Below are 12,835 nucleotides of genomic sequence, written 5' to 3'. Positions count from 1 at the left end.
GGTATTAAAGCTACTGCCGATGGTGAGTGTGTTATTGGGTCTGAGTGTTGCAGGCACCGCAAATGCGGTTCCAGTACTCGAAATCAGTCAGGCTAAAACGCACACTACCGCCATCGTGAACACAGTGAACGCAAACGAGCCGTTTATCGAAAGAAGGGCGGATCCTTGGGTTATTCAGGATGATGATGGCAGCTACTACTTTATTGCCTCAGTACCTGAATTTGACCGTATCGAACTGCGCCATGCCAAAACCATTGCAGGTTTAGCGGAAGCGATGCCTAAAAACCTCTGGTTCAAGCATGAAACGGGACCGATGAGTATCGATATTTGGGCACCTGAGATGCACAAAATCGATGGTCGCTGGTATATCTACTATGCCGCCAGCAATAAGGACGTGCGCTTCCATAACCGCATGTTCGTATTAGGTCTCGAAGGTGATGACCCTATGACGGGAGAGTGGAAGGAACTGGGCAAAATTCAATCGGCGCGGGATGCATTTTCCCTCGATGCGACCAGTTTTAGCCATAAGGGTGAACGTTACTTTATTTGGGCGCAGCAGGATAAAGCCAAAAGCTACAACACCGGGCTAGTGATTGCTAAAATGGTGTCGCCGACCCATATGTCTGATAAAGAAACCATTATTAGCGAGCCTTTGCTGGATTGGGAGCGTTTGGGCTTTAAGGTCAATGAAGGCGCTGCGGTATTAGTGAAAAACGGTAAAGTGTTTGTCACTTATTCGGCCAGTGCCACCGATGACCGCTATGCCATGGGGCTGTTATGGGCCGATGAAAATGCCGATTTACTCGATCCCAAAAGCTGGCATAAGTCACCTAAACCGATTTTTACCACGGATGAAAATCTACTGCGTTTTGGCCCAGGCCATAACAGCTTTGTGCTCGCCGAAGACGGTAAAACCGAGTTGATGTTCTATCACGCCCGTAATTACCTCAAACTTCAGGGAACCCCGTTAACCGACGGAAATCGCCATACTTATTACCGCGCGATTTCATGGTCGGAGGATGGCTTCCCCGTATTCGGTAATGAGATGAGTGATGCACAGACACTTGAGGCGGTTTCGCAGTAAGTTTAATTAACTAAATGAAAAAAAAGAGGCAGCAACTATTAGGGTCGCTGCCTTTTTATTAACTAAGGCAATTTTATCGTGGTTTTAATGCCATAAATGGCACGGCGTTAAAACAGGGAGGCTAATTGCTCAGCAACTCATGCATTGGCTTAAGCTTCTGCTTTGAGTGTGATTTTATTTGTAATACAATTAGCCTAATGCCAATAACAATCACCAATAACAATCAGGTTGAACGATGACGACTGCAACAAACAGCCCTTTAGTTGAGCAACGTGCCGATCCCTTCGTGTACAAACACACCGATGGCTATTACTACTTTACCGGCTCTGTACCGACCTATGACCGTATCGAACTGCGTAAATCAAAAACCTTAGACGGTTTAAAAGATGCCCAGACATTCGATGTGTGGTTTAAACATGAAAGTGGCCCAATGAGCCGCCATGTGTGGGCGCCGGAAATCCATTACCTCGATGGCAAATGGTATATCTACTTTGCCGCCAGTGAAGAAGAAAACATTTGGGCTTTGCGTCCTTATGTGCTTGAGTGCCAAGGCCAAGATCCATTAAATGATGAATGGATTGAGTTGGGTATGATGCAGGCCGCCGACGGCGATATGAAATCCTTTATCGATTTCTCTTTAGATGCGACCATTTTCGAGAGTAACGGCAAACGTTATTTCTGCTGGGCAGAAAAAACCGGTGGCCAGTTCGCCGCATCTAACCTGTATTTGGCGGAGATGGAATCACCTATCAAGCTGAAAACCACCCAGTTTATGCTGACCACGCCCGATTACGATTGGGAACGTGTCGACTTTTGGGTCAACGAAGGTCCGGCGGTGATCAAAAACAACGGCAAAATCTTCATTACCTTCTCGGCAAGTGCCACAGGCGCCTGCTATTGCATGGGTTATATGGAAGCCGATGAGAATGCCGATCTGTTAGATCGCAACTCGTGGAAGAAAACCCGTCAGCCTGTACTTGGCACCGATGTTGAGAAGAAAATCTTCGGTCCTGGTCATAATAGCTTTACGGTGGCAGAAGATGGTGTGACGCCAATCTGTGTCTACCATGCCCGCGACTACGAGCATGCGGTAGGCGACCCAGCAGTAGTACCCAAAACCGACACCCGTCCGCTGGAGGCCATCGTTGCCGATCCGCTATACGATCCCAATCGTCATGCCCGTATGTTGGAAGTGAAATTCGATGCTGAAGGTCGACCTCTGTTTGAGCTGTATTAATTACATGTTCACAGTGGGCTTTGACTACTAGCTTCTGTAACCGTTAAGTATCACCAATTAAAAAACGGTCTCTATCAGGAGACCGTTTTTTTGTTTAAGCCTTGCGCGTAAAACGCAAAGTACAATGCAAACCCCTCCATATCCTGCTAGATTTAAAGCTAATTTGTCGCGATATTCAGTTGTGTATCAATGACTTCACACCCTGCTAGTCCGCATTGTTAGCCGCGACAACTTTGACATTTGCCTATTGTTTAAAATGGACTTTTAACCATGCCATCGAATGAGAAGTTACTCCAAGTTATCAACATTCAAACGGAATTGGCCAAATTAGGCTTAGATTTAGGTGCGGTGATGCAATTTACTGTCGAGCAGGTATTACCCCTGATTGATGCCGATGGCGCCGTGATTGAATTAGCCGAAAAGGGCGATATGGTTTATCGCGCCGCTTCGGGGATTGCCGAAGATAAATTGGGTTTACGGTTAAAAATGGATTCCAGTCTATCTGGCCGCTGTGTGAGTACCGGGGAGGTATTAACCTGTGCGGATAGTGAGATAGACCCTAGGGTTGACATCAATGCCTGTCGGCAAATTGGTCTGCGTTCTATGTTGGTGGTGCCGCTGAAACATTTAGGCACGACAGTGGGCGTGCTTAAGGCCATGTCTACTCGGGTGAATAAGTTTAGCGAACCAGAGCTGCAACTCCTTAATATGATAACCGAAATGGTGGCGGCGATTATGTTCCTGTCCGAGCGTTATGATCGGGATGCACTGTTTATCAAGGCGACTCAGGATGGATTAACAGGGCTTGCGAATAAAGCCTTCTTTATGGACAGATTACGCAGCACGTTAACTCAAAAACAAGCAATTAATCAGTCCATAGCCATTGTGATTTGCGATATGGATGGACTCAAACAAATTAATGACAATCTGGGGCACAGGGTAGGTGATGCGGCGATTCAGGAGTTTGCCAATCGGATGCGTCTTGTCACGACCGATAAGGATCTGATTGCGCGTTTAGGGGGCGATGAATTCGGTATTATCTCTCCAATTAAGCAGAACCAGGACATTGATGATTTAGTGACTCGATTGCAAGCCGAATTGTTGCTGCCCTTGTTGTTCGAATCTAATCCCGTGCAACTAAAAGCGAGTATCGGTTTTTCAATTACCCCAGCGGAGGGAATTGAAATTGATCATTTACTCGATCTTGCCGACAAGCGAATGTATAGCGTAAAACGCGCTCGTTATGCAGCCAAAATGAAGTAGCTTCGATTGAAACATGCAATAAATGCTAACTGTGATACAGCCCCAAACATGTAAAAGGGTGATCAAATTCAATTTGTTCACCCTTTTAATTGGCTGATTAGTGCTAGATGAATAAGTTGTATAAGGCTTTAATGAGTTAGCTAAGCTGCCTAATTTAGTACATAACTGCGTTGAGAAGTGGCCATTATTGTCCAATTATCCCTGTAAAGATCCCTAAAATGTTGTAGAACTTTGTGCTGTCAGTATTTAGCTCTCTGAATTAATGTCATTTTTGTGGCAAATACACTGGATTTTCTGTGTTAAGTCCTTGCTTAACATATTGGGTAATATCGTCGGCTAACACTTCATCGAGATTGGCCTCTAGCCCATTGAGTGCACGGGTGACAATGTCCGTCGAACTGCTTTTAGGTATATCGAAATCGCGGGTTAAATCCGTATCAACATAGCCCATATGTAGCGCAAGCACCTGAGTTCCCTGTGCAGACAACTCATGTCGCAGAGAATTGGTTAGCGACCATGCCGCTGATTTACTCGCGGCATAGGCCGCAAGATTGCCGTCATTGACCCAAGAGGCGACGGATAATACGTTGATGATGGCACCCCCCCCATTTTGTTTTAGGATGGGAGCAAAGGCTTTACACATGTGCAGCACACCATAAAAATTGGTTTCGAAAATGCGCCGTGAAACTTCTACACTGTCCTCAAGGAGAAATCCCCCCGGTTGAGCAATCCCCGCATTATTAATGATTAAGGTGGCATCTAAGGCCTGTGCAGCCGCTTGATTCACTTGGTCAACATGGGTGACATCCAATGGAATTGGATAAACATTTGCAAGGTTTACCCTTGATGGATCACGTACCGCTGCGTAGACCTTTTTAGCGCCTCGCTTGAGTAACGCTTGGGTAAACGCAAGCCCGATACCGCGATTCGCCCCTGTCACTAGTGCAACTGAATTTCTAATGTCCATGTCAAATACCTTATGTCGTCAATGATTACCGCAGATTATCTGTATGACTCGATGGATTCGGCTCTTACATGATTCAGGGCGGTGTCGGTCTCGCTGTTTTTATCGTTAAAGTATGTGCAGTAAGTCCGGTATTTTCCGCTTTTACATGGCATGGTTTGCTACCAAAAAGTGATAACAAAGCCGCAATCATTAAATCAGTGCCATACGCTAATCAATGCAAGTACTCGCTAAGCCATGTTTTTGCCTTGGGAAAAGTTCTCGATATTGCTTACTAAGACGTAGGTCTTTTTGCGCTTCGCCCATGACGTGACGTGATGGTGTGACGATTTAGCACGCTAAAGTGATAGGAATGAGGTGATAGGAATGGGGTTAGTGGGATACAAAGCGTATAGCTAGAGAATGTGATAGCCAGTCAATAGCCGAATTTAGCGGCTATTAACTGGCATTTAATAACCTTACTCAGGCCTTAGTAATCTTACCCCGTATAAGCCCCCGGCAATGGAGCCGGGTTTAGCGACAAATTTGACGGTAAAGGACACTGCCGGATCTGCTAGCAGTTCTGCAGGAATAGGGTAGTCAAGGGTATAAAAAACAGGACCTTTTCCTTCCGCTAAACTGACTTCAGCAAGGCGTTTTTCATTGATCAAGATATCGAAATGGCGACCCGCATCGAGACCAAAATAAGTCAGTTGCAGCACCGGATTTTGTACACCCTTGGCATTCAGTTGATAGCTGAACCAATCGTGGGCGTGGCGCCAGTGGCGGATGCCATTAAGGCCTGCTTCACTTTTTGATGCCTTAAAGAAATGATCCGATTCGGGTTGCTGCTCACCTGGTGTCACTAAATCTAAGGTCTGAGCCGCTATCTTGGCTTCTTGCTGTGCCTTTAGAGCTAACGCCTGTTGTTTTTGTTGCCATTCATTGGGTGCGCTTTGGCCAAAATACAGGGTGTAGCGGCTATCATGCAGACGAAAGAACGGGATAAGCTCTATGGGCTTTGCCTGATTGGTGGAAGCTTTACCCGTGGTAAATTGCAACTGACTAACAGGAATGCGGCGAATGTCTTTTAAGAAGCTAGTGCCATCGCTAATAAAGACTGGTGCCTGGGTGGGTTCGCACATTGGCCCGCTGGCAATGTGTCCCATACGGCTATCATCGCCAATAAAATTGAGCGTCTCATTAGCAATCGGTTGGGTTTTAGCCGCAAGCACGATTGGGCCGTAGAGCACCGAATAATAAGCGCTCTTGTCGGGGATTTGCTCAATGCTGATTTCCATCGGCAGTGTGATGGTTACTGCATCGCCTTTTTGCCAATGGCGTTTTAATGGAATGTATTGTCCCTGAGTCGCGGTGATATTTTGTTTTTCACCATTAATGGTGACGGTGACATCCCCCTTAGCCCAGCTTGGGTAGCGCAGGTTTAAGGTAAAGTCAGCCTCCTTATTGATGGTCATCTCAGCGCTGTTGGTATCGGGGAACAGGGTTTTTTGGGTGAGGGTGATACCCTTTGCCTTCCAATTCACTTCTGAATCCACAAACAGATTTACATAGAGATTATTGTTTTCCTCTGCATAAATCAGTTCGCCGTATTTGGCATGGTTTTCAATCCCTGAACCCACGCAGCACCACATGCTTTGCTGCGCATTTGAATAGACGCGGTAATGATCTGGGCGCATCGGGGTGAAATACACCAGACCGCCTGTTTGCGGATGCTGGGATGAAAGAATATGGTTGTAGAGCGCGCGCTCGTAGTAGTCGATATAGCTTAAATCACGTTTTTTTTCATACAGTAGCTTTGAGAGTTTCAGCATATTGTAGGTGTTACAGGTCTCAGGGCCTTCCACCGAGTCGAGCATACTGCTGAAATCTTCACTGGGGTGAAAATGCTCGCGCACACTGTTACCGCCAATCGATACTGTGCGTTGCTGCACGACCTGCTGCCAGAAGTAATCGGCACTGTCTAACCAGTCTTTGTTGTTACTTAGCTCAGCAATGCGTGCCACTCCCACAATTTTGGGGATTTGGGTGTTTGCATGAAGGCCGGTGAGTTTATCTTGATGCTGCAGTAGCGGTTGTAGCAGGCTCTGATCCGTATAGCGTTTTGCAAGGCTTAGGTATTTATTCTGCCCAGTGATAGCAAAGACATCCGCTAGGGTTTCATTTAAGCCGCCGTATTCGGTGCGTAGCATGAGTTGCAGCTGCTCATCGCTTAGCCCTTTGCTTAAGTGCAGCATCCAGTCGGCAAACTTAATTAACATTTTCTTCGCGGTTGGGTTTTGACTGTAAAGATAGGCATCCCTTAGGCCGGCAAATACCTTGTGAACATTGTACCAAGGCACCCAAGCTTGGTTGAGGGTAAAGAGATCGGCTTCGATTTTACCTTGCTGGATTTGTTGCCACAGCTTGGCACCATTGGGCACGCCGCCAAGATAACCATTACCGTGGGCCTGCTGACATTTATTTAGTTCTTCAACCATATAGTTGAGGCGTTCGAGCACGGCCTTATCACCCGTTGAGGCGTACATCAATGCTAATGCTGACAGATAGTGGCCGCCAATATGACCGTCAAGGCCGGTATTTTCCCAGTTAGGGTAATTTTCGGCATCCGTCGCGATTCCCGCTTCTTTACGATAGGGGGCAAGTAGACGCTCGGGGTCCATCGACATGATGTAGCTTAAGTCCGTTTGCTGCGCGTGCAGAAAGGGACCATTGGTGAGGCGCACATCATTTAAGGGGATGGGGGTTATATTGGCAAAGGCCAATGGAGTGGCGAGGCAAAGGCCAAGCAATAGGGCGGTTCTCATGTTAGCTCCCTTGATTTTGTCTTTGTTTTTAATGAGCAGAGCGGCGTACAGCGTCATCGCCAAACGTATAAAACCTTTCTATAAAAAAGCCCCTCGCAAGGGGCTTTGTGACGCTTATTCAGTGAGTAAAGAGCGTAAACGAATTAACTATGCTGATGCCTGAGCGACGTCTGATGACTTCAGGTTATGACGTGAAGACGACTCATTGTGGTGCTCTTGGTCTGGCAATGACTGTTTGATTTCTTCGTAAACGCGGTCAGAAATCTTGTATTTGAACATCAGTAATCCCATCAGGGCGTGGAAGGCACCAGGGATGATGGTCAGCATTAACGAAATACCGGTCAGTGCGAATGCAGTTTGGGTTTCACCTGGTTGATAGTTGAAGTAGGTGAGTAACATACCGACCACAAAACCTGCCGCGCCCATGCCTGCTTTTTGCGCGAATGAAATGCCGCCAAAGGCCAGACCCGATACGCGGTGGCCAGTTTTCACTGTGCCATAATCCACAGATTCTGAAATCACAGACCAGAAGATAGGCGCATGTAAATCCACTACGAATGAAATGGCGAAGTAGAGTACAAAGGCCAGCATAATGTCGCCAGGTTGAACGGCGAAGAACATGATGACACTTAAAATACCCACAGCGATTTGGCTGTAGCGGAATAGCTTAAGTTTGCAGTACCGCTTAGTGATCCAAGTCGATGCCACCATGGCTAAAATAGCCGCGCCTACACCAGTTGAGAGAAATGCCGACAGCATCTTGGCATTGCCGCCCAGGTAATAAGTCGCATAATAAGCGGCCACCGAACCACGGATAACATAACCAATGGTGCCGATAACGCAGATGGCGGTTAGGATTAACCATTGATCGTTTTTAAACAGTAAACGTAATTGCATGCCAATAGGTTTAGTCTCAACTTTATAGGCAACACGTTCTTTAGTGGTAAAGAAGCAGAACAGGAATAACAGGGTCGCCATCAGCGCCATCACACCCATGGCCTTTTGGTAACCCGCGGCAATGTTCTCACCGCCCCAAGCCGATGCCAGAATAGGTACGATAATAGTCACTAGGAAGGCGGCAATTTTAGCGAAGAATAACCGGTAACCGTTGGCCGACAGACGCTCTTTAGGGCAATCGGTGATGACACTAATGATGGAAATGTAAGGAATGGTCACCGTGGTGAAAATAATGGTCACCAGAATATAGGTCGAATAGGCCCAAATCAGTTTGGCGTTGTAATCCCAATCAGGGGTTGAAAAAGTTAAGAAGACTGAAATGCCAAAGGGAATGGCCATGATTAGGAAATAGGGTCTGTATCTGCCCCAGCGGGTGGTGACTTTATCGTTGATGATACCCATTAACGGGTCGGTAATCGCATCAATCAAACGCACCAGTAGGAATAATATCCCGACGTCGGCGGGTTTCAGGCCAAAAATGTCGGTGTAGAAGAAGGTTATGATTAACATCATTGAAGAAATTACGACGTTAACGGCCATGTCCCCGGAACCGTAACCGATTTTTTCAATGACTGATAATTTGTGAGAACTCATCAGGAATCCTTATTATATTTTTTATTAAACAGCGAGTTATGTTTTCGATAGCGTAGTTAACATCACGCTATTCTAACTCATTTCGCGCTGTTAATTTTCTCGCATTGGATTGTTACTTAGTTTTCTTGATAGTATGATAATCCAATTCATCATACAATAGCATAAAAGTTCCATTAATAAACGGTATTTTGAATCATTAAGGAGTATTGATGCCTTCTCTGCCTACGCCCTCAAAAACACGCCTTACTCGTCAATTAACATGGCTTAGCGTCGCACTGTTTGGCCTTGTTGGTGCAACAAGCCAGGTGACGGCCAGACAGGTCGATATTCACGACCCTGTAATGGCAAAGGAAAAGGGGCAATATTATCTCTTCAGTACCGGTCCTGGCATTACTTATTACGCTTCAAAAGACAAAATCCATTGGGAATTAGCAGGCCGCGTGTTCGATACCGAGCCAACGTGGGCAAGAGATGTGGCACCTGGTTTTAACGGCCATTTATGGGCGCCGGATATAATCGAGCACGATGGTCTCTTCTACCTTTATTACTCAGTCTCCGCCTTCGGCAAAAATACCTCCGCTATTGGTGTGACGGTTAACAAAACGCTAGATAAAACCTCAAAAGATTACCAGTGGACAGACAAAGGCATCCTGCTGCAATCGGTACCCAACCGTGATGCTTGGAATGCCATTGACCCAAATATCATTGTCGATGAAAAGGGCACGCCTTGGATGAGCTTTGGTTCCTTCTGGCAGGGGCTAAAACTGGTCAAACTCAACCCCGATTTCATCTCTATTGCTCAGCCAGAAGAGTGGCACACTCTGGCAAAATTAGAACGTCCTGCATTACTGGCTGAAACTGAGCCTGGACCTGGGGAGATTGAAGCGCCATTTATCTACAAGAAAGATGACTATTACTACCTATTTGTTTCCTACGGCTTATGTTGCCGTGGCGATGACAGTACCTATCACTTAGCCGTTGGCCGTGCAAAAGAGGTCACTGGACCTTACCTTGATAAAGAAGGAAAAGACATGGCGCAGGGCGGGGGTTCAATCCTACTAAAGGGCACTAAGGCGTGGCCAGGTCTTGGGCATAACAGCGTTTATGACTTCGACGGCAAAGACTACCTTGTGTTCCATGCCTATGAATCCTCGGACAACGGCTTGCAAAAACTCAAGATGGCGGAACTCACGTGGCGCCAAGGTTGGCCTGTGGTCGATCCTAAGGCGCTTGATACATACCAAAGTGTATTAGTTGAACCAGTAGGAAAAAAATAATAATGACACATTCTATTAATAAGTTGATGGCTGCGATGTCCCTTGCATTGGGACTTGGCGCGACCTGCTTGGGGGCAGGCAGTGCAATGGCAGCGCCAAGCGTGGATGGCAGTGTGAAAAATAACCGCATTACCGCTGACACCTTTGCTAACCCGTTATTTCGCAATGGTGCCGATCCTTGGCTTGAATACCATAACGGTAACTATTATCTGACGACCACCACCTGGACGTCGGAATTAGTGATGCGCAAGTCGCCAACCATTGCCGGTCTTGCCGATGCGCCAGCCCACAATATTTGGACCGGTGCCGATAAATCCAACTGCTGTAACTTCTGGGCGTTTGAGTTCCATCCGCTGCAAACGGCAGAGGGTTTACGCTGGTATGTGATTTATACCTCGGGCGTTGAAGAGAACTTCGATGGTCAACGTAACCACATTTTGGAGAGCGAAGGCAGCGATCCCATGGGGCCTTACAAGTTTAAGGGCACCCCGATGCCGGATCACTGGAACATTGACGGCAGCTACCTAGAGCACAAGGGCCAGCTATATTTCCTCTGGTCTGAATGGCACGGTAAAGATCAAGTTAACCTGATTGCGAAAATGGAAAACCCATGGACGCTGGTGGGTGAACACAAGGTGATCACTAAACCGATCCACGATTGGGAAAAATCGGGACTCAACGTGAACGAAGGCCCTGAAATTATTCAACGTGACGGTAGAACCTTCCTGGTTCACTCGGCAAGTTTCTGTAACACCGAAGATTACTCCTTAGCTGTGGTAGAGCTGACAGGCGATGATCCTATGGATCCTGCTGCATGGACTAAATTCGACAAGCCGTTTTTCAGCAAAGCTAACGGCGTTTATGGCCCAGGCCACCATGGCTTCTTTAAGTCACCCGATGGCAAAGAGGACTGGTTAATCTACCACGGTAATTCATCGGCATCGGACGGCTGTAGCGGTACCCGTTCAGCGCGTGCGCAGCCTTTCACTTGGGATGACAAAGGGTTACCGAAATTTGGTGAGCCAATGGCGGATAAAAAACAATTGCCAGTGCCAAGCGGCGAATTCGGCCCAATGACCACTAAGGTGGAAGGCGTTAAATATCGCATCGTTAGCCGTGAAGTCGACCAATGCTTAGTGACCAATGCGAAGGGCGAGGTGAGTGTCGGTAAGTGTGACGATGAAAATAGCCAATGGGTGATCGATCCTAGTAACGATGGACTCTACCGTTTTGCGAGTGCTGCACAGGGCACATTCTTAACTCAAGCCCAGTGTCAGGATGAATCATCCTCAGCACTGAGTACATCACCTTGGGTGGCATCACGTTGCCAACGTTGGTCTGTGGATTCAACCCGCGAAGGGTGGTTCCGTTTCGCTAACGATCGCTCGATTAACAATCTTCAATTGAAGAGCTGTAGCAAGAAGTCGGGTAGCGAAGTGGTTGCCGGTGAAAACCGCGTCAGCGAGTGTACCGATTGGCGTTTAGAGCCTGTGTCTAAGTTCGCTATTGTTAACGCCCACAGTGGCCGCGTAGCCACTGCCGAGCAATGTAAGACGAAGGCTAATGTCAACGTAGCGCAATTTGAATATACGGGTGATGCCTGTCAGCAATGGCAAGCCAAACCGACATCCGACGGTTTTTACCGCCTACAATCGATGCAATTATCAAGCAAATCAGTGCCTCAGTGTCTTGTGACCAATGAAGGCAATCTGCAGCTTGGTGGCTGTAACGAGATGGACAGTGAGTTTCGCAACGAATTAATGCCAAATGGCTCGCTGCGCGTTGTGTCCCGTAAGGGCGGTTCTTCAATGAAAGTGGTCAACGGCTCTTATGCTAATGGCGACAACATCGTTGAGGATGTGTGGAAGAATACCATTTCGCAACAGTTCTATTTCAGAGAGGTGAAATAGGCCCTGTTGTGGGTAAACGGTGCTTGTAATGTCGTTTAAGTTGAGGTCGCTTAACGGCATCTTTGTTGAGCCCTAATTGCTCGGCGCCTGAGCCGTAACTGTGTATGCAGTTACGGCTTTTTTTTACTTTTTTAAGCTTAATGACCCATCCCAAATAGCGTTGTAGTCCTGATCTCTATCCCCGTACTAAGTTACTCGTAGTGAAAAATTAGATTCATTTTGCCTTATAGGATTCAGACTGAATGCTTCTTCGTAACGTACGGCTAACCCCTTAAGCAAATGTATAGCATCGAACTTTTCAATGCAGAACGCTATTAAATACCGTGGACGTAAGGAACGCATTAAAAATGATGCGGTGGGAAGGAATTGTATCTAGAAAGCCTTTTGAGGTTCCAAGGCTGTTGTGGGGTAAGAGGGTATGATAAAGGCTTAGCTTAAAACTATCGCTATAGAGCCAAAAAATAAAAGACTGCAGTTATGTACTATTTTGGCCATGATTTAAGTTAAGCGCCGTAGCGATTAAGGGGATTTGGACTAAACAGTTTAACTGGGGTACTTAAATTGGGCATTCAAATTTTTACGGTTCTAAAGCGCTAAATAGTGACGTTCACCATACAGTCAATCGCGAGTTTTGTGATTAATCGGTAAAGCGATTACGGGGTAAGGGCGTTTGCTAATAAACTAATTAATGGTGATGCAAAGTAATTACAATGAAAAATAAAAAAGCTAATCCGAAGATTAG

At 46.7% G+C, this 12,835-nt stretch carries 8 protein-coding genes; 5 read left to right on the top strand and 3 right to left on the bottom strand.

Going from position 1 to position 12,835, the window contains the following annotated elements; all coding sequences use genetic code 11:
- Positions 1–19 precede the first annotated feature (19 nt).
- From K0H61_RS09445 to K0H61_RS09435, 3 genes are all read left to right on the top strand, one after another.
- Complete coding sequence (locus tag K0H61_RS09445) at positions 20–1,084, top strand: glycoside hydrolase family 43 protein (protein ID WP_434086617.1); 1,065 nt, start codon at positions 20–22, stop codon at positions 1,082–1,084.
- A 235-nt stretch (positions 1,085–1,319) separates the two neighbouring features.
- Entirely contained in the window at positions 1,320–2,321 is a 1,002-nt protein-coding gene (locus tag K0H61_RS09440) for a family 43 glycosylhydrolase (protein WP_220048886.1), read from the top strand.
- 270 nt (positions 2,322–2,591) lie between these two features.
- A complete protein-coding gene (locus K0H61_RS09435; RefSeq protein ID WP_220048883.1) occupies positions 2,592–3,584 on the top strand; it encodes a sensor domain-containing diguanylate cyclase in 993 nt (330 codons plus the stop codon).
- Between the two features lie 265 nt (positions 3,585–3,849).
- Here K0H61_RS09435 and K0H61_RS09430 read toward each other — a convergent pair whose 3' ends face one another.
- From K0H61_RS09430 to K0H61_RS09420, 3 genes are all read right to left on the bottom strand, one after another.
- The gene (locus K0H61_RS09430; RefSeq protein WP_220048881.1) at positions 3,850–4,551 is read right to left on the bottom strand and encodes an SDR family oxidoreductase; all 702 of its coding nucleotides are present in this window, start codon (positions 4,549–4,551) and stop codon (positions 3,850–3,852) included.
- Positions 4,552–5,006: 455 nt separating this feature from the next.
- Positions 5,007–7,355, bottom strand: coding sequence for a glycoside hydrolase family 127 protein (locus K0H61_RS09425; protein WP_220048880.1), 2,349 nt, complete (start codon positions 7,353–7,355; stop codon positions 5,007–5,009).
- 147 nt (positions 7,356–7,502) lie between these two features.
- Complete coding sequence (locus tag K0H61_RS09420) at positions 7,503–8,906, bottom strand: MFS transporter (protein ID WP_220048878.1); 1,404 nt, start codon at positions 8,904–8,906, stop codon at positions 7,503–7,505.
- Positions 8,907–9,115: 209 nt separating this feature from the next.
- Here K0H61_RS09420 and K0H61_RS09415 point away from each other — a divergent pair, with 209 nt between their 5' ends.
- Entirely contained in the window at positions 9,116–10,183 is a 1,068-nt protein-coding gene (locus K0H61_RS09415; RefSeq protein WP_220048876.1) for an arabinan endo-1,5-alpha-L-arabinosidase, read from the top strand.
- Positions 10,184–10,185: 2 nt separating this feature from the next.
- Positions 10,186–12,093 (top strand): family 43 glycosylhydrolase, encoded by a 1,908-nt coding sequence (locus K0H61_RS09410; protein WP_220048875.1) that lies wholly within the window; start codon positions 10,186–10,188, stop codon positions 12,091–12,093.
- Positions 12,094–12,835: the final 742 nt, after the last annotated feature.

This window comes from Shewanella acanthi (assembly GCF_019457475.1).
GTDB classification, from domain to species: domain Bacteria; phylum Pseudomonadota; class Gammaproteobacteria; order Enterobacterales; family Shewanellaceae; genus Shewanella; species Shewanella acanthi.
Note: the sequence above shows the minus strand (reverse complement) of the source record. Positions and strands in the feature narration are given on the sequence as shown.